A 20,642-nucleotide genomic window follows, 5' to 3' on the forward strand; every position below is an offset into this window, starting at 1 on the left:
CCTATTTCTGTATGGATTGGGTGGAATAGTCTTCGACCGGCAGCTTGCCGACGGTTCCGCGCTGTTTAACGAAATCGACGAAGGATTGCGCATAGTCCAGATAGGTGTCCAGTGATCGCCCGTCCGCGGTCACTGTCTTGAACGTCGCGTAACCGTCGCGGCCCGCGGCGATATAGTCGTTGGTGATGACCTTGTAGTGTCGTGCCCTGTCCAACGGAACCCAGGCAGTATCTTTCGGTCCCTTGTATTCGATATCGGACAGGCGTTTCCCTTTGGCGGCGGATAGCGACACGTTCCAGCGCAGACCGGCGGCATAAGGATAGGCACCGGTGGATCCGTCCGGCAGCAGGGCATAGTCCAGCGCGTCCTCCAGAACCGCATGGATTTCCGCCCCCGTCATGGTCAATTCCACCAGCGTGTTGGAAAACGGCAGAAGTTCATACGCGGTGCCGATGCTGATCGGTCCGGCGGGCACGTCGATACGCACGCCGCCGCCGTTCTGGAACGCGATTTCTCCGGTCTTGGACATTTCCCGAAAGGCATGGGCGACCAGCATGGTGATGTCGGAGCCATGGCCCGCCGTCTCCGCCGCATCGCAGACTTTCGATCGGCCCTGTCCGGGGATCCGTTCCAGGCAAAGATCTTCGGCGGCGGTTCCGATAATCTCGCCGATCCGCTCATCCACCACCGACGCATAGCGCTGCAAAGCCGCCAGGGCCGTGGGGTCTTCCTGGCTCAGTCGCAGATAGGGGTGTGACGCGACGGCCTTGAGGACCGTCTGCCGGGCATCGCCTTCCAGTTCCACCCGGTCGCCATCGGCATTCTTGCGCTTGAAGCTGTCCGCCAGCGGAAGGTGAGGGGTGCCGGAACAGGACGCCACGGTTCCATCCGGATTGAAATCCACGTTCAACTCACCGAGGACACGGGAGTATTCCCAGGCCTGTGCAACGCAGACCGTATTGCCGTCTCTGCCGGTGACGCGTGTCGGATAGGGGCCGGCCGAGGCCAAGCCGACGGCTTCGAACTCCTCACCCAGCAGGGTGTGGCTGTCGCCGCCGATGATGACGTCAACGCCCCGAAGGTTCTTCGCCAAGTCTAGGTCGTTGCCGTATTGGACATGGGTCAACAGTACGATCCGGTCGATCCCGGCCTTGGTCAGCTCGTCGATGTATTTCTGTGCCGTCTCGGCCTCGTCCAGGAATTGGGTTGTCGGGTCGGGGCTTGAGGAAACCTTCGTCTTCTTTGCGATGTCGATCCCGATTATGCCCACTTTCGAACCGCCGACCTCTTTGACGATATAGGGCAAAATGTAGTCGTTCGCGGTTGTCGGCGCCAAGGGCGAAACGCCGACCTCCGGCACGACATTCGCCCCGAGGACAGGCGTGTCGCAATTCCCTTCGCGGAGGAAATCGATGAAGGTGCGCAGGCCCGCATCGCCAAGGTCGAATTCGTGATTTCCCAGCGCGAAGGCATCGAAGCAGATCGTATTCATGAGCGCCGCATCCGCTTCGCCCTGGAACAGGGTGAAGTACAGGCTACCCATCATCGCGTCGCCGGCATGAAGCTTCAAGACGTTTTCCCGGCCCTGCGCGATTGCTTTGAACTGCGCTGCCAGCATGGGGAAACCGCCGGCAGTGACACGGGTCCTTTCGCCGGCAAGGAGCAGATCCATGCCGTCATCCGCTTCCAGATGGGCATGATGATCGTTGATATGCAGGATCGTCAGATCCGCCGCGCCGGCGGGTGTGACCGGCGCGGTCAGGGCCATGGCCACCGCCAGGCCCACGAAGGCGCCTGTCAGAAAACGCGAAGGAAATTTTCCGATCATTGGCGAAGGGTCTCCTCTAGCGCCCGTTTGCAGGCCTGCCGATCGATCTTGTCGGTTCCGGTCTTGGGCAGGCTGGTCATGTAGATCACTTGGCGGGCGTATTTGTAGGGCAGTAGTTTTTCCTGTGTATAGGCTTTCAGTTCCTTGCCCAGGCCGTCATCGCCCTCAATCCCGGGCATCGGCGCGACGGCGGCAGCCAAGGTCATGCGTCCATCCGCCATGGACAGACCCATTACCGCGCATTCCATGACCTTGGGGTGCTCGTTCAGGCATAGCTCCACTTCAAGCGGATAGACCCATTGGCCGCTTACCTTGATCAGATCGTCGGCGCGGCCCTTGAAGAAGTAGAAGCCGTCTTCGTCCATCACGAACCGGTCGCCCGTCCAGATCCAGCCGTCACGCATGGTCTCGGCCGTTTTATCCGGGCGGTTCCAGTAACACGGTGCGTTCGAGTCGCCGCGGACCCAAAGAATGCCTTCTTCGCTGATGCCGACCAGGCGGCCGTCACGGTCCGTCAGTTTCATTTCGTAACCCGGCACGCGTTTGCCGGCCGATCCCGGTTTCTGAAGCTCCGGGCTGTTCGAAAGATAGATGTGCAGAACTTCGGTCGAACCGAGACCCTCGACGATCCGATGACCGAACCGTTGCTCCCAGGCGCCGAATACATCCTGCGACAGGATTTCAGCCGCGGAGATGCAGCGGCGAACCGAGGACAGGTCCGCACCGTTCGCTTCCGGCGCCTTGATCATCGCGGTGTATACGGTGGGAAGGGCGAAGAACAGCGTCGGCCGATGGCGGGAAATCTGCTCGAAAATTTTGTCCGGCGTCGGCCGGCCCGCGAACAGCATGGCGCTGGCCCCGGCGTGGAAGGGGAAGGTCACGCTGTTGCCGAACCCGTAGGCGAAGTAGATTTTTGGGACGGAGAAGCAGATGTCGTCCTGCTGGATGCCCAGCACACGGTCCGCATAGGAAATTGCCGTATAGAGCATGTCGTGATGCAGATGGACGACCGCCTTGGGCCGTCCGGTGGAACCGGAAGAATACATCCAGAAGGCCATGTCGTCGCGGCCGGTATCGGCGGGCTCCAGGGTAGGGGACGCCCCCGCCACCGTTTCCGGTCCACGGATATCGACGCCGGGTATGGTTTCAGTCCCGGCACCATCGGTCAGGATGACGGTTTGCAGACGTGTGGCCGACCAATCCTCGGCAGTGAAGGCATCCAGAAATTCCATCTGGGTAATGCAGGCGCGTGCGCCGGAATTTTCCGCGAAGAAATGCAGCAGGTCGGACGGCGATTGGGTGTTCAGAAAGATCGGCACGAGACCCGCGCGGATCGCGCCAAAAGCAGCGGCGGGATAGGCAGGACCGTCGTTCAATACGATGAGGACGCGATCCCCCCGTTTCAGGTCCAGTGAAAGCAACGCGTTTCCATAACGGCAGGCCTCTTCGCACAGAGCCGCATAGGTCCTGTTGCCTTCGTCGCTATAGACCGCAATCTTTTCGGCCAGACCCTTGTCCAGGTTGTCAAACAGGATGGCGGAGGCGTTGTAACGGTTCGGCACCGTGAAACCGATTTCACGGGCGGCTTCGCCGTCACGCGGTACCAGATCCTTGATCTGAATGGAGTCTTGAGCGGCCATGTCGTTCATTGGGCGGCTTCTTTCTTGACAGCGTCATACTGTGCCATGAATTTCGGGGCGGCGGCGCGCAATTTGTCATCGTCCATGCGGCCGGCGCGTTTGATGTAACCATGCGCGAAATCGAGCGGCGGCATCTCCATATGCGCGACGAACTGTTCGTACCATCCCGCACTTTGTTCCGCGGCGCGGACCAGTTTGGCGACGATCGGCTTGCGCTCATCCTGATAGGCCTGCAAAGCCTTCCGGAGGTCACCCGGGTTTTCACGGATCGACTTTGCAAGCGAGATCGCGTCCTCCATTGCCAGGCGCGTGCCGGACCCGATGGAAAAATGCGCCGTGTGCAACGCATCGCCGATCAGCACCGTGTTTCCATTGTACCAGCTTTCGTTCCAGACTTTCGGGAAGACTCTCCAAATCGACTTGTTGGAAATCAAAGGATGGCCGTCCAATACGTCGGCAAAAACCGTTTCGCAGATTTTACGGCTTTCTTCGTCATCGGCCCGGTCCAACCCGGCATTGCGCCAGACGTCCTCTGTCGTTTCGACGATGAAGGTGCTCATATCCGGGGCGTAGCGATAGTGATGCGCGTTGAAAGGACCCCTGTCCGACCGACGGAAGGTTTGCGTCAGGGTCGGGAATGTCTTGGTTGTGCCGTACCAGGCGAACCGGTTTGTCAGATGATCGACGCTGGCGGCGAAACCTTCCGGGTCACGGCCGCGGATGACTGAATTGACGCCATCCGCTGCAATCACCAGGTCCGCCTCGTTCAGACTTTCCTCGTAGGTATCGGGACGGCTACCGAATTTCAGGTCCACGCCAACGTCTTCGGCTCGGCGGGTCAGGATTTGGATGAGTTTAAGGCGAGCGATTGCAGCGAAACCGACCCCGTCGATCACGGTCTTGTCCCCGAGAAGGTCGATCGTGATGTCCTGCCAGGTTTCCAATTGGCCGGCGAAAGCGCGATATGTATCCGGATCGTCTGCTTCCAGGAAAGAGAGCGCCCGGTCGGAAAACACCACTCCGAAACCCCAGGTCACATCCCTTGGATTTTGTTCATAGACGGTCACCGATGCCGCGGGATTGTCCCGTTTCAACAATGTAGCTGAATAAAGGCCGGCCGGTCCGCCGCCAAGGACGGTTATCCGCATGATCGCTCCTTCCCAAATTTCGTTTTTCCGGCGACGTGCGTTTCGGGCATCAATGCCGCCGTTTTTCCGAAATATACAATAAATTCACTTTTGTTCAATTGTTGGGGGTGGCGAGGTGTTTTGCCTTGGATCGACGGAAGGATGCTTGAGCGTTCCGGGTTTGCCACATAACGATATTGGGACAGGGAACGGGGAAGAGTTACGGGGCGGAGGAAATGGTCAAAGGAACGGAGACGTCGGAGAAAATCGGTACCCGGCGGGGAATTCAATCCTTCGACATCGGCTTGTCGGTGTTGGAAGCGTTCGTGGCGGCAAATGGCCCACTGACCCTCACGCAGTTGGGGGAAACCCTGGGCATGCCGGCGAGCAAACTGCACCGCTATGTATCCAGCCTGGTTTCTGCGGGCTTTCTCGACCAGCCTCGGCGGTCGGGTGCATATGACCTCGGCCCGCGCGCGCTTGCGGTCGGACTTGCAGCCCTGAACCGGAACGATTTCGTCAACCGGGCGGCCGCGGCGATGGAAGATCTGGTGGCGCGGACCGGCGTGACCGGAACCATGGCTGTCTGGGGAAACTACGGTCCGACCTTGGTGCGCTGGGAGCGCGGCACCGATGCGCTCACGACCGCGCTCGGTCTTGGCTCGGTCATGGATCTCTTTACCTCGGCGACGGGACGAATCTTTGCGGCCTATCTGCCCGAAGGTTCCGTAAAGGCCTTTCTGGCGTCCGGCATCGGGGTCGCCAGCGGTGCCGTCGGCGCAAGCGAGGATTTCTCCTCGTTGGACGACATGCGAAGCGAGATCCGACGGCTGGGATATGCCTGCGCGGATGGACAATATATCCCGGGGCTCTTCGCCGCTTCCGCACCGGTTCTGAATTGGCAGGGCGATGTCGAGGTTGCGGTGACCCTGGTCGGACGCAGCAAGGCGGTTACCGACCCGGAGGGTGAAATCCTGCCGTTGCTTGTCGAGACGGCGAGGAATTTGTCGGTCCTTGATCCGGCGTCCAGCGATTAGGGGGTGCCGAGCCGGAAAAGGCCTGACAGAATAGGTATAGGAGTACCGGCAGCTGTGGGGGCGGGCGCCGGTGCGTGTTGTATTGAATTTGGGGAAAGAAACATGGCCAACGCCCGCAAGGCAAATGAACCGTCCGACTATCTGCGGAACGGCGGAACTGAGATTGTCGACGAAAACCCGAACAGAACCTTGGCCGGTGTCGCTTCCGGCGGCGGCATGATCGACAATGACGGGGTCGTCCGCATCAGCCTCGGCATCATGCCGAACCTCATCGGTTACAATCTTCGCTTGGCGCAGTTGCGTGTCTTCGATCATTTCCGGGAAACACTGAAGAACGATGGTGATCCCGTCATTGCGACGATCACCCCAGGTTTGTTCCGCATCCTGGTCCTCGTGCGGGACAATCCAGGACTGAATCAGAGCCGGCTGGCGGCCGCCGTCGGCATAGATCGCTCTACGCTCGTCCCCATTCTCAACAAACTTGGCAAGCTCGGCCTTATCGAGCGTCGACCGGCCCGGAACGACGGTCGTGCGCATTCCGTGCATTTGACCTTCGAGGGCGCCAGCACGGTCGGTCGTATGGAGGACTTGGTCGATCAGCATGAGGAGGAAATCGCCCAAACGCTGACCAAGCGGGAAAGGACGCAATTGATCGCCTTGCTCCGCAAGCTCGGGTAAATCTGACTTCCCTCCGATCGCATCGTCGCGGCCCCCCAGCCCAACAGTTTTCCGGATCAATTGTCCTAGAAGTGCAATTCCTGCACCTCGTCCTCTTCCGTTTCGAAGGATTTGCCCTGTCGTTTCTGGCGATACAGCAATGTCTTGTCCGACTGGGTCTCGACAGTCAGTTCACCGGTACGGACGAGATGCTCCAAATGGGCCACCGTTTCGCCTATCGCAAAGACGAAGTTGGCAGGTTCCTCGATTCTGGGAAACAGGATCTGTTTTGCCTGCAAGGTCGTCAGGGTACCCGTATCCCTAAGCCCATCGCGCAATTCCTGCAGCCGGTCACGATGGTGATCCAGCAATTCGTCGATACGCCGATGAAGACTGCGGAAGGGTTGGCGATGGGACGGAAGCACCAACGCATCCTGGGGCAGGGAACGGCATTTGCTGATACTGTTCAGGAAATCCGGCAAGGGTGAAATGCCGCTGCGGTACCACCAGACCGAAACGATCGGGCTGATCTGCGGCAGGATTTGATCGCCGGAAATCAGGACGTTGAGTTGTTCGCAATACAGAACGGCCTGGGCAGGCGTATGTCCGCCCACCGTAATCACCCGCCAACCTCGTCCTCCGATGGAGAGGATCTCACCTTCCTCCATCGGCAAAAACGATTCCGGCGGCCGTCCGACACCTTTGTCGTAAGCGTTGCCGCGCCCAAGGTGAAAGTCGCGGATTTCCCGCGGAACGCAGTGACGGGCAAGAAAACGGTCCTGGCTGGTGGCGAATTCCTCGGCCGGAACGCGCCAAAGCAATGTCCCCGTTGTCCATTCCTGGTCGGTCATGCGTACTGCCAGATCGTATGTCTCGGCCAACCATCCGGCGAGGCCGAAATGATCGGGATGGTAATGCGTGCAGATCAATTGCATCGGCCTGCGTGACGCGGCGGGCCCGTTGAAGATCTGCGTCCAGAGATCCTTGGTGAGATTGCTGGCCATGCCCGTATCGACAATCGTCCAGGTCGGCGATCTGTCGGCCGGGTCCTCGTCTTCTAGAAGCCAAAGATTGATGTGATCCAATGCCATGGGCAGGGGCATGCGTATCCAGTGCACGCCCGGCGCGACTTCGACGACCTCGCCCCGACCTGGTGGCGGAATGTCCAGATAGTCCATCCCGTCTTGTCGCATATGCGTCATGGTTTCCCCCTACAGACGTCCGACGAAGTCGCTGACCGCGCGGAGCACCGTTTCCCGCTGGTCGCGGTGCGGTGAATGCCCGCAATTCGGCAGCATCAAAGTGGTGCAGGGCCCGGAGACACTTCGTTCAATCGCCTGAACCTGCTCGTCGCTGCCATATTCGTCATCTTCACCCTGAATGACCAGGACCGGACAGTCTATGGCGGGCAAGCAGTCTTCAATGTTCCAGTCCCGGAATGCGGGATGAAGCCAAATGTCGTTCCAGCCGCGGAAGGTTCTGACCGGGTCCCGGTGATGGCGTGCCAGTTTCTCCGCCATGTCGGTTCGGTCGAACGATTCCCCGATCTTTGCGATGGAGGTCACTGATATTTGCTCGACGAAAACATGCGGCGCCAGCAGAACCAGACCCGACACTTCGCGTCCGGAAAGGCCGGCATGCAGAAGGGCGATCGAGGCTCCGTCGCTATGACCGACCAGGACAGGCTTTTCCATGCCCAGGGAATCCAGCAGGCCGGGCAGGGCGATCGTGCCCTCGTCATGCATGTACCCGGTATTGAATGGTTCTTCCAAGATATCCGACTGGCCGTAGCCGTATCGCGAATAGACCAATGTCCTGCGGTCCGCCGCGGCGGCGACGCCGGCGGGAAAATCACGCCACATCGAAACCGAACCCAGACCTTCATGCAGGAAGACAAGTGGCGCGGCGTTGGAAGCTGCTTCCTCGTTCAGCATCACGCATTCGAGCATGCGGCCGGCGGCGGGCTGGGTGAAGGCGCGACCGTTCCGCAGGACGGCCTCGCTTGTACGGGGAAGGGGCATGGACACCGGACCTTCCTAAAGGCGCAACTTGTATCGCTGAATCTTGCCTGTTGCCGTCTTCGGCAGTTCTTCGACGAACTCAATCCAACGCGGGCGTTTGAAGGCGGCCAGTTCGGCCTTGGCGTGCTCGATCAGGGCCAGGGCCAGGTCATCGCTGGGTGAATGCCCCTGGTTCAAAACCACAAAAGCTTTCGGTTTGATCAGGTCGTCCTGGTCGGGTTGCCCGACGACGGCGACCTCCAGAACGCATTCATGGGTCAGGACGGCGGTTTCCACCTCGAAGGGCGACACGTAGATGCCGCCGACCTTCATCATGTCGTCGGTCCGGCCGGCATAGGTATAGTAGCCATCGGCATCCACGGTGTATTTGTCGCCGGTCCGGGTCCAGGGGCCGCGGAATGTCTGTCGACTCTTTTCACGCTGGTTCCAGTACATGACTGCACTGGTGGGGCCGGACACTTCCAAGGTTCCCATCTCGCCGGGCGGGACGGGGTTGCCGTCTTCATCCACCAAACGCAGATCGTAGCCGGGAACCGGCTTGCCGGTCGTTCCCGGCTTGATATCGCCGGCACTGTTGGACAGGAAAATGTGGAGCATTTCGGTCGTGCCGATCCCGTCCAGGATATCGGTTCCCGTGGTCTCTTTCCAACGCCGCAGCAGTTCGGCCGGCAGAGCCTCGCCGGCGGAGGTGCAGAGCCGCAGCGCATGCTCGCCCCGTTTGGGCAATTGGCCGCTTGCCAGCAACATGCCGTAGAGCGTCGGGACGCCATAGAATATCGTCGGTTTCCTGTCCCGCAGGATCGATACGACCGCCGCGGCGTCGGGCGGTCCCGCATACAGGATCGCAGTGGCCCCGACCGCCATCGGGAAAGTCAGCCCGTTACCGAGACCATAGGCGAAGAAAAGCTTGGCCGCCGAATAAACCACATCGTTTTCTTCTATGCCCAGGACCGGCTTGGCGTAGAGGTTCGCCGTTTCGATCAGATGGCTTTGCAAATGCACCGCACCCTTGGGCATGCCCGTGGTGCCGGAGGTATAGAGCCAGAAGCACATATCGTCGCGCCGTGTGCGCGCCGGTTCGAACGCGTCCGACGCCGCGTCTATCAGATCGGACAACGCCTTGTGGCCGAGGCTGTCGGCGCCGGAGACGATGACGTGGTCCAGGTCCGGATGCTTGTCGATATCGTCGGCAAACAGCGGGTAGAGCGGTTCGGATACGATCAGGGCGGCTGCGCGGCTATCGTCCAACATGAAACTGTAGTCTTTGGCCGTCAGCCGGGTGTTCACCGGGACAGGAACGATGCCGGCCTTGATGCAGCCCAGAAAGACGGCGACAAAATCGACCGTGTCCAACATGCACATCAGGACGCGCTGCTCGCGCCGGATACCCATGGCGGTCATCGCATTGGCGACCTTGTTGGAGAGCCGTTCCACGTCTCCATAGGTATGGGAGCCGTTGATATCGATGAAGGCGGGTTTGTCAGCCCGGCCGGCGGCCAGATTGCGCGCGATGAGATCCACCGCGGCATTGTATTCGTCGTCAAACCGGATACCGGTTTCCGCCATAACATCCTCCCTAATGTATTCCTGTCGCGGGCCCGGTTGGGTCGGCATGGCCTGCCGTCCGGATTCTTATTTTTTGCGCAGTGCCCCCAAGGAAGGGGCGGGTCGCCGATCAGGCGACGAGTTCTTCGTACCAGTCGGCGGCCCAATCCGATGCCTCGTCTTCCGGCAGGGAGCCGGACGAAGCGTCGTGAAGTCGAACGTCGCCGACCCGTTTCGCGCCAAGTTCCTGGAACGTTTCGTCGAATTGCTTGCCGCCGAAGCAGAAGGTCTGGGCATAGGTCATATCGCCCAACGCGAAGACGCCGTAGCGGACCGAAGAAAGGTCCGGTTTCGCTTCCTTCAAGGACTCCAGCAGTGCTTGGGCATTGTCGGGGACGTCGCCCTGACCATACGTGGATGTGCAGATGATCACCGTATCGGCGGCGGAGACCGCGTCGGCGCGTAGATCGTCCATCAACGAGATTTCCGCTTCGGCCCCCTTGTCCAGCAAGGTGTCGAGGATCTCGTCGGCGACAAGCTCCGCCGTGCCGGTCATGGTGCCGACCAGAATATGTATGTTTTCGCCCATGCGTTTACCCTGATGCCAAGCGCCTCTTTATGTCGGGTCCTGTTTGCGGACCCTTGGCCAGGGGCAACTTTGTGATGGATGCTCCCGGTGACCGGCAATATAATGCCGACACTTGCGGCTGAAAAGCATTATACTGCATCTCGATCGCGGTGCGTATCATAATATGCATTTTGGCAAGGCTCCAAAGGCCGGTGTGAAAGCTTTGGAGACGGGACCGCAATGAGCCGCGCAAGAGAAATGATAACATTATCAGGTTGGCAACGGTGAAGAACGAAGAAGATAAAGCGTTGGCCGAATACCTCACGCGATTGGGGGAGAGAGTTCGGGCAGAGCGCGCCAAACGCGGAATGACGCGCCGGATCCTCGCCCGCGATTCGGGTGTATCCGAACGGTATCTCGCGCAGCTGGAAGGGGGCACCGGCAATCCGTCGATCGCGTTGCTGCGGCAGGTATCCATGGCGATGGATGTATCCCTGGCTTCCCTGATTGCCGGAGAATCCGAGGCAACGGAACCGGTCGTCTCGCTCATCCCGCTGCTGGAACGCGCCAGCGCCGAGGAACTTGACGCCATTCGCCGAGCCGCGCTGAAGATCATGCGCCCCGCGGGCGAGGACATGAAAGGCCGCCGCATTTCCCTGATCGGATTGCGGGGCGGCGGCAAGTCGACCTTGGGCCGGAGACTGGCCGAGCAGATGGATGTCCCCTTCGTGGAACTGAACCGTGTGATCGAGCAGGAATACGGCGGCAGTATCGGCGAAATCCTCGCCCTAAACGGCCAGCCCGCCTTCAGGCGGTATGAGCGACGGTGCCTGGAAGCGGTGATCCGTGATCATGACGGCGTGGTTCTTTCCACCGCTGGCGGGATCGTTTCAGAACCGTCCACCTTCGCCTATCTGCTGGACCATTCGCACACGATCTGGGTTCAGGCTTCGCCCGAGGAGCACATGTCCCGCGTCGTGGCCCAGGGCGATCTTCGGCCCATGGCGCAGAATCGTGAGGCAATGGATGACCTGAAGGCGATCCTTGCCGCCCGTGAAGCGGATTATCGACGGGCCGACGCGGTGCTCGATACCAGCGGCAAGTCCGTCGAGGAAAGCGGAAAGGATCTAGCCGTATTGGTGAAGGATATTCTTGGTATCGAGAAGGCTGTGGCCTAGACTTTTGTCGCGGCCGAAAGTGCTGCGGTTACTTCTGCGCTGCCCAGATCCTGGCTTCCTCGATATCCAGGAACACCATGCGTTGCCGTCTGTCCCGGTGTTGGCCTGCTTCACGCCAAAGCCGCAGTAGGATTTCATCCAATTGATTTCCCGCGACGGCCGCTATTCGGGTGTCTTCCCCAAGGGCCAGCGCCGGCCAATCTTCCACTGACCCCTGGATGACTTCGAAGTTAAGTTGGCTGAGGTCGGCTTTCCGGAAGTCCCAGACCACGGATACTACGCTATCCTTCCGGCAGGCGCGCTCGATTTCGCGCAGGCCCCAAGCGAATTCCGCCCCACCAACCATGCCGTGGAGCACGATTTCGATTTGCGCATCTTCTCGATTAATCTTGGCGTCGCGGCTCACGGTGATGCTTTCACGTGCTGATTGGCATGGATATTCAATTATGGGTTCACACGTAGCATTATGCCAATAGCGGTGTTTGCCTATAAAGCGCTGTCACAGCAACAAAGGTTTGCCGCGCGCTTGATCGTACTTGCCGACGCTCATTCCGCAGGGGTTTCCTGGGTTGGCCTGTTGCCGCCGGTCGCTTCGCGCAGGTTGTGACCGTGCGCCTGCCGCAGTTCATCATGCAGTTCCGCGCCCTCCTGACTGCGCGGTTTGGAGAAACCGGCGATGCGCGAATAGAGAACGGGGGCGAGAAACAAGGTGACAAATCCCGCGATGCCAAGCCCGCCGAAAATGACCCAGCCGATGGCCGTGCGGGATTCCGCGCCGGCGCCGGTCCCGAAGATCAAGGGCAGTCCGGCGAATACGGTGGAGAACATGGTCATCATGATCGGCCGCAGTCGGACAAGCGATGCATGCCGCGCCGCCTGGATCGGTGTCATGCCGTCCTCCCGACATTGATCGGCAAACTCCACCATCAGGATGGCGTTCTTGGCCATGATGCCGATCAGCAACAACACTCCAATCTGGGAATAGATATTGATGGTCGTCCCGGAAAGGTACAGGGCAAAGATCGCCGCACAGATGCCGAATGGCACGGTAATGACCACGACGAGGGCACTGGTCAGGCTCTCGAATTGCGCGACCAGGACAAGGAACACGACCACGAAGGCGATGACATAGGTAATGGCCAGATCGTGGGAGGTCTCGTTCAACGCCTTCGCTTCGGCCAGGAAGATAAGGCTTGTTTCCGCATCCAATGACGATTGGGCCAAGGCCTGAACCGCGTCGATCGCATCTCGGAGCGTACGGTCGGGGGCGATGCTCGCATTCACTTCAATCGCGCGGCTTTGGGCATGACGGTCAAGTTCGGCGGCAACCGAACTTTCGCTGAAGACGACCAACTGGCTCAAGGGGACAAGCCGCCCGCCCGTCGCGGAGACGTAAAGGTTGGCGATGTCCTCCGGGTTTTTCACCGCGCCTTCGGTGGCCTGCAATATGATCGGGACGGAAACATCGTTCACCGTCAGTTCGGCGATCTCGAACTCATCGACCAGCACTTGAATGGTCGTGGCAAGATCCTCGATATCGACGCCGAGATCGGTCGCGCGTTCCCGGTTCACATCGATCGAAAGTTCCGGCTGGGTCGCCCGGAATTCAATCCTCAGGTTCGTGATCCAGGGAATCTCGTCCTCGATCGCCCGCACAAGCTCTCTGGTCTGGGAGAAAATCCGTCCATAATCCGCCCCGATTAGCGCGAATTTCAAACCGCCGTCCGCGTTTCTGAGATTAAGGCTGTTGCCGCGTCCGACGCGTGCCTGCACGCCGGGAATTTCGGACAGTTGCCTGTTCACGTCATCCGCTATTTCGCTTTCGCTGATGTCCCGTTCGGACCAGTCGACAAGGGGCGCATCGATCGACCCCCGGTTCAAGTCGTAACGCCCCGTTATGGTGAAGAGGTTTTGTACGACGCCCTGGTCCATATAGGGCTTGATGATCCGCTCGACCGCTTCCACCTGCCGGTCCGTATAGGCAAGGCCCACGCCGTCGGGACCGGTCATGAAAACGCTGATCTTGCCGCGGTCTTCTACGGGGACCAGTTCCTCTTTTAGGGTTCCGTAGGCTTGCCACGCGGTGAACAGGATCCCGCCGCAAATCGCCAAGACGATCAGCGGAGCGTTCAGGAAGAAATCGAGCGGCACCGAGTATGCTCGGGCGCAGAAACGGCCGATACGCCCCAGGGATGTATGGAAGCCGCCCTTGGAGGCTTCCTTGTTGGGAAGTTTCGACACCATCATCGGAACGAGAGAGAGGGCGACGAAGGATGATATGACGACTGTCACCGCAAGTACGAAGCCGAACTCACGGAACAACTGACCCGTTTGTGACGGCAGAAACGAGATCGGTACGAAGACCGAAACAAGGGTTGCCGTGGTTGCCAGTACGGCGAAGAAAACCTGGCGCGTCCCCAGCACGGCAGCCGCCCGAGTCTTCAATCCTTGGGCACGTAGACGTTGGATATTCTCCAACACGACAATGGCGTCGTCGACAACGATCCCGGTCGCGAGGACCATGGCGAGCAAGGTGATCAGATTGATCGAAAAGCCGAGGAGCCAGACCGCGGCAAGCGAACCCACCAGGGCAATCGGTATGGCGACCGTCGGCACGAATGAGGCCCGGATCTGGCCCGTAAAGAGGGCAATCACTAGAACGACGATCAAGATCGTATAGCCCAGCGTGGTCAGCAGTTCGGCGATCGATCTCTTGATGAAAAGCGAGTCGTCCGTGATCGTTTCAATATTCACATGTGGAAGGCGTTGGGAAAGAGTCTGCACCGCGCGCGCGACACCTTCGGCGATTTCGATCGTGTTCGAATTTGCCTGACGGGCGACCCCCACATTGATCACTTGGCGGCCGTTCAGCCGAACCCAATTTTCGGCTTCCGCCGGGGCGAAGAAGACATCGGCGACGTCTCCGATCCGCACTGGCGCCCGGATGAACAACTCCTTGATCTTTTGAGGGTCATTTACGGAAGCGTTGGCGCGAACAAGGACTTCCTGGTCACGCGATTTGAAACTGCCGGCGGGGATGTCGAGCTGCGTATTGCGCATGACATTCGCGACATCGGCGACGGAAAGCCCGTAACTGGCCAGCTTCAACGGGTCCAGCTTGACCCGTAGCACCCGTTCCTGCGCCCCGAATATGGAGGCGTAGGCGACGCCCTCAACGGCGCTGACCTCCGGCAAAACCTGGTCCTCGACGACACGGGTAAGAGCGTCGATTTTCAGGCTCTCGCTCCAGATCGCGAGCGATACGACGGAGGCCACGTCCGAATCCGCCTTCACGACCGTTATGTTTTCGACTTGATCGGGCAGAGCGAATTCTGCCCGGCTGACGGCTTCCCGCACGTCTGTCGCCGCATCCGCCAAATCCACATTCGGGCCGAAGACCGCATGTATTCGGAAGTTATTCTCCTCGCTGGAGGATCGGACCTCACTGATTCCGCTGACCTGCGCCACGGCGTCCTCGATCACGCGGGTGGCCTCGGCGTCCACGGTTTCCGGGGAAGCGCCCGGATAGTTGCCTCGGACGGAAACGACGGGTCGGTCGACACTGGGCAATTCGCGTACTTCGACCCCCAGCAGCGCGCCGAACCCCGCAATCATGATCAGGAGGTTCAGGACGACGGCGAGATAGGGGCGGCGGACGCTGATGGCCGGCAGGTCGTTGACCGGCTTGTCATGCACATGGTCCGTCCCGTTCCCGTCCACGCTCATCTCAGCTTCCCTCGTTTACGGAAATGTCCACATGCCGTCCGTCGCGCAGACGCTGAACACCTTCGACAACGACCAGGTCACCCGGAATGATATCGCCCTCGATCAGCACCGTATCATTCAGGCGGCGGCGCGCGACGACATCGACCCGCTGCGCGGCCCCTTCTTCTATCTTCCAAACGAAGCTCTTCCCATCGCGCCATTGCAGGGCCAGTTCGGGGACCGTCGGCATGGTCGGGCCGGGCAGTTTCAGGGTGACGAAAAAGGACATGCCGGGACGCAATATGTCCTCACCGTTCGGAAAGGCCGCGCGGATCAGCACGGTGCGAGACACCGGGTCCACCCGGCTGTCAATTTCGTCCACGCTGCCGGCAATACGGCGGTCCGGAAAGGTCGGCGTGCGGGCGTCGAGCGCCATGCCCAGCGCGAGGCGCGACAAATACCGTTCCGCGACTTCGAATTCGACCAGAAGCGTCGACCGATCGTCCAATGTGACGATTTCCGTCGCCGCGGTGATGCGATCGCCTATTTCAATCTTTGGAATGCCGACGATGCCGTCGAAGGGCGCCCTTAACGTTCGGTCCGCCAGATTCTCCTGCGCCTGCTGCAGTTCCAATGTCGCCCGTTCCAGGATGACTTCGGCATCCTCGACATTCGCGGGGGACCGGACATTGGTTCGACGCAACTGCTCTGCCCGGGCAAGCGCGCTCTTGGCTTCCCGAACCCTGGTCTCCGCTACCCGCACCGAAAGTGCTGCCGACCGATTGGCCAGTTTCATGAGAACCTCGCCGTTCCGGACCCTTTGCCCCGACTGGATCGGAAGTTCAACCACTTCGCCGTCGACCTTGGGGAAAAGGATGACCGACCGAACGGCCCGCGCGGTGCCGATGGCTTCTATGGTAACCTCATCGGGCGCTTCCCCCGCCGCCTCCACCAGGACCGGCACGGCCTGGGCCGCACCGGAATTTGCCGGCCGGGCACGGGGCGCGGCATCCGACGTTCCGCCGGCCACGACATTGCTATCGGCAGGGGCGGTCGTCGCCATCCCATTCAAATATGACAGCCAGTAATCCTTGGTTCCCCAGGCAGCGATGCCGATCAAAATCAGGACCACCAGGAATCGGGCCAAGCGGCTATGTAACCGTTTCGAACTCAGTGTAGCGCTCCAATCAATGAAGGTGCGGGGAACGCCCCGCCAAAGCCATTCGTGTCAGGGGCGCACGATAATGCATTCACTCCTAAACAGTTAACACTATTGTTTGTCCTGGCAATGGCCGCCTCGGCTACATTGGGGAGGCGCGGTCAGCTACAGGCGCCCTGAGACAGGATCGCTTGGCCGTCCGTTTCAAAATAGCCTGTCGCCCGGTAGGTCTGGCCGTTCATGTCGATAAATATTCCCATGACGGCCGCCCCGGCGATTTCATTGCCGCTGACGATGGTTTGTCCGTGTTCGGAATCCTGCAACTGGTCGTCGAGATCGATCTCGAAGGTGAACCGATCGCCGGGCGCGAAGCGGTCGAATATGAGGCTGATCTGCTGGTATCCGTCGAGGCCGGACGAGGCGGCGCGTAGGACCGCAGTGGACGGTAGCGGCTGAAACGGTTGATAGGCGCTCCAACCGGCCCCGCCGTAATCCGTATCGAAAATGACACCACCGGCGGCGCTGGAAAGATCAATTACCAATTGCTGCAGGGACAAGCCGATGGTGCTGTTGTTCTCTATCAGGAACGTATCGTCCGAGCCTTCGGTAAACTGGACCTTGGCATCCGGCCCGCAAGCCATGACCGCCGGCAGGCCAAAGCAGGAATAGGCGGCCGCGGCCAGCAAAACTCTGACTGCAATTGCCGTACTCCATGTTGGGGAAGCGGACATCTTTCTCCTCATCACGGTAGAGGCCGGACCGATACGGGAGCCATGGCTGCCGAGCGGCCATGATACGACGAAAATCCGAGATTGTGTATGGATGTGTACGGATCGGTCGGTCGAGACCGCTGGCATTCCGTGGCACGGCGCCTGTTTCTAGACGACCACGTTTTCCGGAATTGCCGTGCCGACGATATGATCCACGGTCTTGCCGTCGTCGGCGAGGGGATAGAGGGCGCGGAAGACCGGTACGGGAAAATGATGCTTGTGGGGGATCGCCGCGCGCCAGAAGGTCGGCTCCCCCTTTTTCACGGTTTCGTCGAAAGATGTCTTGATCATGGTCCGGTCGCTGCTTCCGAACAGTTCGCTGGCCAGCACGCCGGTTGCATCATGGCCGACCAAACGCGCATTTGCCGTGCCGATTAATCGGAAGCGATAGTCCATGTCCGTTTCGCCGCGGATCACGCTCGCTATGAAGAGCCAAGGAATGAGCGTTGCTCCCAGTTCGATCGGATCAACGTCCGTGCGCTTCGGATAAAGGCCGGTCGACAGCCTTTTCTGGCGCCACCACCGATCGAGTGTCCGGATCGGGGATCCGTCAGGCACGCTGTCCCGGCCGATGGCAGTCATCGACAGATACGGTTCAGGGCCTTTCGGTTCGGCAATCATGGGTAAATGGTCAGCTATTCAATATATTTCAGGGCTCCTTCGAAAGGATCGGGCATATTCTAGACCGGATAAGGTTTAGAAGGGATTAATGAGGAAGACTGGTAGGGTCAGCGTTCCAGGTGTACCGATTCCGGGATCGCGGCGGCGATCAGGTGGTCGATTGTCTCGCCTTTGTCCGACAGGGGATAGATCGCCCGATAGACCGAAACCGAGAACTCCTGCTCATGCGGGATGGCCGCACGCCAATAGGTTGGTTTACGCGCTTCCACGGTCTCGTCAAAAGAGGCCTTGATGACAGCGCGGTCCTTGCCGCGAAAGATGTCGCTGGCCAGCATACCCGTGGCGTCGCGGCCGACTAGCTGGGCATTGGCCGTGCCGACAAGTCGGTAGAGATAGTCCAGGTCGTCGCCGTCGCGAATAACGGCCATGATGAAAATCCAGGGAATTACGGCCTTGCCCAATTCGATTGGGTCGACATCCCTGCGGGCCGGCAGTTTGCCCGTTTCTCCGCTTCTGTGGCGCCACCAATCGTCCAGAATACGGATCGGCGAACGTGTCGGAAGCTCGTTCCATCCGACAGGCTCGTTCCAAAGAAAGGTTTCGAAGGAGTCAGACTTTGGGTTCACACCGTCGCTCTGTTTCAAGTGAATTTCTCATTCTGGTTGTATCGCGCTCCGATCAATACGCTGAAAAATTAGATTAGGGAAGCCGTATGTTGGCAGGGAAAATCGCACCGCCGGGTGGGCAGTGGACATCGGACGGGCCGGGTTGAAACGTTGCTAGCGTGTTGCCGATCGCCCATTGCGCCAGGCGACGACCAGCGCCGGCAGGCTCACCACCAGACCTATCAGGCTGAATGCCCAATGGGAGAGACCCCAGCTGTCGATCCCGGGAAAGGCGAAGAGCAGGCCTCCCGCAAACAGTCCAAGCCGGAGCAGCAGGCCCATCGCACCTTCACCCAGGCTGCCAAAGAAACTGATATGTCCTTGCAGGGCGCAGCTGAGGAACCAGACGCCGATCAGCGCGGTTGTCAGAACGCCGGCGACTTCGAGGGCGGGCGCCTCGCCGACCAGAGCCGGGTTCAGCACGAAGAAGAAGGGCGCTATATAGATAACGCCGCCCAGCCGCATCGCTTCCAGTCCCGTCTTGAAAGGATTGGCGCCTGCAAGCGTCGACGCCGCGAAGGCACCCAGGGCGACCGGCGGAGTGATATAGCTGACCATGCCCCAATAAAGGATGAAAAGGTGCACCGCCAGGACGTTCAGGCCCGCTTGTTCCAGCGCCGGGGCGAGAACGACGGCAAGGAAGATGTAGCAGGCGGTGACCGTCATCCCCATGCCGAAAATGAAGGCCGTCACCGCGCCCATGATCAGCAGCATGATCGTCGATCCGCCGGCCAGGAAGATCAGGTCGTTTACCAGCGTGCCGGCCAAACCGGTGGCGGAGAAGGCGCCGACGATCAGCCCGACGCCGAGCAGGATCGCGACGAGTTCGGACAGGGCTCGACCGATCCCGACGATCAGGTTCAGCCCGGTCTGCAGCGTAAACCGGTGATTTCGAACGAACTGGTTGATCACCAGGAGCAGCGCTGTCGCATAAAACGGCGCCAGCGTATCCTGGCGCAAAGCGACCATCATGAAGATCAACAGCGCGAAGACGAACAGGTACATCCATCCTTCCCGCGCGGCGGCGGACAGGGACGGTACTTCCGATGGTTCCAGCCCTTTCAGGCCGCGTTTCGCGGCATAGGCATCGATCTGCGCGAACAGGCCGAAATAGTAGAGCAACGACGGGATTGCCGCGGCCACCGCGATTTCCACATACGGGCGGGCCAGGAAAGATGCCATGACAAAAGCGGTGGCGCCCATGATCGGGGGCATCAGGACCCCGCCGGTTGATGCACAAGCTTCTGTCGCCGCGGCATAGCGGGAGGTGAAGCCGGTCTTTTTCATGGCGGGGATTGAGACGGCGCCGGTCGTCAGCACATTGGAAATGACCGAACCAGACATCGAACCCATGAAACCGCTGGCGAAAATGGCGACCTTTGCCGCACCGCCGCGGTACCGCCCGACAAGCGCAAGCGCGAGGTCGTTGAAGAACTTGCCGCCGCCGGTGTACTGCAGCACGGCGCCGAACAGGATGAAGCCGATGACCAGATTGCCGAAGGCCTTCATGGGAATGCCAAACGAGCTTTCCGCGGAAATGATGTGATAGGGGATCACGTCCATGAAAGGCTGCGCGAAGCCGGAAATCGGGCCCGGCATCTTGTCGGCGAATGTCGGATAAAGCGAAAAGGCCAATACGAAGAAAAACAGCACCCAGCCGCCGGCGCGGCGGGTTGCCTCCAGGGTCAGGGCCCACATCAGAATGGAGACGTAGCGTGCCATGTCCGGCGGCGCGTATTCCCAGCCCAGATCGAGACTGATTTCAGCGGTCCAGGCGAAATAAGTTGCGCCGCCCACCGCGGCGGCAGCGAGCAAAGCGTCCCACCATTTGACGCCCGGTTCCGATTGCGGAACGGCGGAAAAGACCAGAAAGGCCATGGCGAGGAAAATGCCCGCCAGCAGGTAAAGATACCGCCCCTCCAGCACGACGATGCCAAAGAGCTGCATGTTGAAGAGCTGATGGACGGAAAGCAGGACGGCGAGCAGGGTGCCGATAACAACGGCATAGCGGGAAAGTGGCCCCAACTCCCGCCGAAGACCGGTTTCATCGATGTTGGAAGAAGCTTTCTCGTCCTTGCGGCTGGCGGCCTCAGTCATGGTGTTTGGTATCCGAAACGCAAA

General features: G+C 59.9%; 17 protein-coding genes. 3 read left to right on the forward strand and 14 right to left on the reverse strand.

The genetic code is table 11. The features are described from left to right. Window position 1: 1 nt before the first annotated feature. Genes nadN through ACQK2G_RS08170 form a run of 3 tightly spaced genes read right to left on the reverse strand, consistent with a single transcriptional unit; the run spans window position 2 to window position 4,616 of the window. Entirely contained in the window at window positions 2-1,828 is a 1,827-nt protein-coding gene (gene nadN, locus ACQK2G_RS08160; protein ID WP_425404532.1) for an NAD nucleotidase, read from the reverse strand. Continuing rightward, a complete protein-coding gene (locus tag ACQK2G_RS08165) occupies window positions 1,825-3,477 on the reverse strand; it encodes a benzoate-CoA ligase family protein (protein WP_425404533.1) in 1,653 nt (550 codons plus the stop codon). Before ACQK2G_RS08165 ends, nadN begins: the two co-directional genes overlap by 4 nt. Beyond that, window positions 3,474-4,616 (reverse strand): FAD-dependent monooxygenase, encoded by a 1,143-nt coding sequence (locus ACQK2G_RS08170; RefSeq protein ID WP_425404534.1) that lies wholly within the window; start codon window positions 4,614-4,616, stop codon window positions 3,474-3,476. The genes ACQK2G_RS08165 and ACQK2G_RS08170 overlap by 4 nt, the downstream gene beginning before the upstream one ends. 215 nt (window positions 4,617-4,831) lie before the next feature. On the opposite strand from ACQK2G_RS08170, the gene ACQK2G_RS08175 reads away from it, so the two are divergent. Continuing rightward, on the forward strand, window positions 4,832-5,632 hold the full coding sequence (locus ACQK2G_RS08175) for an IclR family transcriptional regulator (protein WP_425404535.1): 801 nt from the start codon (window positions 4,832-4,834) through the stop codon (window positions 5,630-5,632). A gap of 102 nt (window positions 5,633-5,734) precedes the next feature. Continuing rightward, window positions 5,735-6,310 carry a MarR family winged helix-turn-helix transcriptional regulator gene (locus ACQK2G_RS08180; RefSeq protein ID WP_425404536.1) on the forward strand — a complete coding sequence of 192 codons (576 nt, stop codon included), beginning with the start codon at window positions 5,735-5,737 and terminating at the stop codon, window positions 6,308-6,310. Between the two features lie 65 nt (window positions 6,311-6,375). On the opposite strand, the gene ACQK2G_RS08185 is transcribed toward ACQK2G_RS08180, so the two are convergent. From ACQK2G_RS08185 to ACQK2G_RS08200, 4 genes are all read right to left on the reverse strand, one after another. Next, window positions 6,376-7,491 carry an MBL fold metallo-hydrolase gene (locus tag ACQK2G_RS08185; RefSeq protein WP_425404537.1) on the reverse strand — a complete coding sequence of 372 codons (1,116 nt, stop codon included), beginning with the start codon at window positions 7,489-7,491 and terminating at the stop codon, window positions 6,376-6,378. A gap of 9 nt (window positions 7,492-7,500) precedes the next feature. After that, the gene (locus ACQK2G_RS08190; RefSeq protein ID WP_425404538.1) at window positions 7,501-8,310 is read right to left on the reverse strand and encodes an alpha/beta fold hydrolase; all 810 of its coding nucleotides are present in this window, start codon (window positions 8,308-8,310) and stop codon (window positions 7,501-7,503) included. 15 nt (window positions 8,311-8,325) lie between these two features. Beyond that, complete coding sequence (locus tag ACQK2G_RS08195; RefSeq protein ID WP_425404539.1) at window positions 8,326-9,876, reverse strand: benzoate-CoA ligase family protein; 1,551 nt, start codon at window positions 9,874-9,876, stop codon at window positions 8,326-8,328. 109 nt (window positions 9,877-9,985) lie between these two features. Beyond that, window positions 9,986-10,444 (reverse strand): flavodoxin domain-containing protein, encoded by a 459-nt coding sequence (locus ACQK2G_RS08200; RefSeq protein ID WP_425404540.1) that lies wholly within the window; start codon window positions 10,442-10,444, stop codon window positions 9,986-9,988. A 263-nt stretch (window positions 10,445-10,707) separates the two neighbouring features. Here ACQK2G_RS08200 and ACQK2G_RS08205 point away from each other — a divergent pair, with 263 nt between their 5' ends. Further along, window positions 10,708-11,601, forward strand: coding sequence for a helix-turn-helix transcriptional regulator (locus tag ACQK2G_RS08205; protein ID WP_425404541.1), 894 nt, complete (start codon window positions 10,708-10,710; stop codon window positions 11,599-11,601). Between the two features lie 28 nt (window positions 11,602-11,629). On the opposite strand, the gene ACQK2G_RS08210 is transcribed toward ACQK2G_RS08205, so the two are convergent. From ACQK2G_RS08210 to ACQK2G_RS08240, 7 genes are all read right to left on the reverse strand, one after another. Beyond that, a complete protein-coding gene (locus ACQK2G_RS08210) occupies window positions 11,630-12,007 on the reverse strand; it encodes a hypothetical protein (RefSeq protein WP_425404542.1) in 378 nt (125 codons plus the stop codon). A gap of 140 nt (window positions 12,008-12,147) precedes the next feature. Then, window positions 12,148-15,327 (reverse strand): efflux RND transporter permease subunit, encoded by a 3,180-nt coding sequence (locus ACQK2G_RS08215; RefSeq protein WP_425404543.1) that lies wholly within the window; start codon window positions 15,325-15,327, stop codon window positions 12,148-12,150. 1 nt (window position 15,328) lies between these two features. Then, complete coding sequence (locus ACQK2G_RS08220; protein WP_425404544.1) at window positions 15,329-16,453, reverse strand: efflux RND transporter periplasmic adaptor subunit; 1,125 nt, start codon at window positions 16,451-16,453, stop codon at window positions 15,329-15,331. A gap of 173 nt (window positions 16,454-16,626) precedes the next feature. Beyond that, window positions 16,627-17,196 (reverse strand): hypothetical protein, encoded by a 570-nt coding sequence (locus ACQK2G_RS08225; RefSeq protein ID WP_425404545.1) that lies wholly within the window; start codon window positions 17,194-17,196, stop codon window positions 16,627-16,629. 147 nt (window positions 17,197-17,343) lie between these two features. Beyond that, window positions 17,344-17,856, reverse strand: a complete 513-nt coding sequence (locus ACQK2G_RS08230) for a PAS domain-containing protein (protein WP_425404546.1) — start codon at window positions 17,854-17,856, stop codon at window positions 17,344-17,346. A 107-nt stretch (window positions 17,857-17,963) separates the two neighbouring features. After that, on the reverse strand, window positions 17,964-18,500 hold the full coding sequence (locus ACQK2G_RS08235; RefSeq protein ID WP_425404547.1) for a PAS domain-containing protein: 537 nt from the start codon (window positions 18,498-18,500) through the stop codon (window positions 17,964-17,966). A gap of 135 nt (window positions 18,501-18,635) precedes the next feature. After that, a complete protein-coding gene (locus ACQK2G_RS08240; protein WP_425404548.1) occupies window positions 18,636-20,618 on the reverse strand; it encodes a TRAP transporter permease in 1,983 nt (660 codons plus the stop codon). Window positions 20,619-20,642 lie beyond the last annotated feature (24 nt).

It is taken from the genome of Hwanghaeella sp., from assembly GCF_965227365.1.
Classification (GTDB): Bacteria; Pseudomonadota; Alphaproteobacteria; order UBA8366; family Aestuariispiraceae; genus Hwanghaeella.

Excerpts from the sequence above, each read along its gene's own strand:
- nadN (WP_425404532.1), bottom strand. The coding sequence starts at position 1,828 with ATGATCGGAAAATTTCCTTCGCGTTTTCTGACAGGCGCCTTCGTGGGC.
- ACQK2G_RS08165 (WP_425404533.1), bottom strand. The coding sequence starts at position 3,477 with ATGAACGACATGGCCGCTCAAGACTCCATTCAGATCAAGGATCTGGTA.
- ACQK2G_RS08170 (WP_425404534.1), bottom strand. The coding sequence starts at position 4,616 with ATGCGGATAACCGTCCTTGGCGGCGGACCGGCCGGCCTTTATTCAGCT.
- ACQK2G_RS08175 (WP_425404535.1), top strand. The coding sequence starts at position 4,832 with ATGGTCAAAGGAACGGAGACGTCGGAGAAAATCGGTACCCGGCGGGGA.
- ACQK2G_RS08180 (WP_425404536.1), top strand. The coding sequence starts at position 5,735 with ATGGCCAACGCCCGCAAGGCAAATGAACCGTCCGACTATCTGCGGAAC.
- ACQK2G_RS08185 (WP_425404537.1), bottom strand. The coding sequence starts at position 7,491 with ATGACGCATATGCGACAAGACGGGATGGACTATCTGGACATTCCGCCA.
- ACQK2G_RS08190 (WP_425404538.1), bottom strand. The coding sequence starts at position 8,310 with ATGCCCCTTCCCCGTACAAGCGAGGCCGTCCTGCGGAACGGTCGCGCC.
- ACQK2G_RS08195 (WP_425404539.1), bottom strand. The coding sequence starts at position 9,876 with ATGGCGGAAACCGGTATCCGGTTTGACGACGAATACAATGCCGCGGTG.
- ACQK2G_RS08200 (WP_425404540.1), bottom strand. The coding sequence starts at position 10,444 with ATGGGCGAAAACATACATATTCTGGTCGGCACCATGACCGGCACGGCG.
- ACQK2G_RS08215 (WP_425404543.1), bottom strand. The coding sequence starts at position 15,327 with ATGAGCGTGGACGGGAACGGGACGGACCATGTGCATGACAAGCCGGTC.
- ACQK2G_RS08225 (WP_425404545.1), bottom strand. The coding sequence starts at position 17,196 with ATGTCCGCTTCCCCAACATGGAGTACGGCAATTGCAGTCAGAGTTTTG.
- ACQK2G_RS08230 (WP_425404546.1), bottom strand. The coding sequence starts at position 17,856 with ATGATTGCCGAACCGAAAGGCCCTGAACCGTATCTGTCGATGACTGCC.
- ACQK2G_RS08240 (WP_425404548.1), bottom strand. The coding sequence starts at position 20,618 with ATGACTGAGGCCGCCAGCCGCAAGGACGAGAAAGCTTCTTCCAACATC.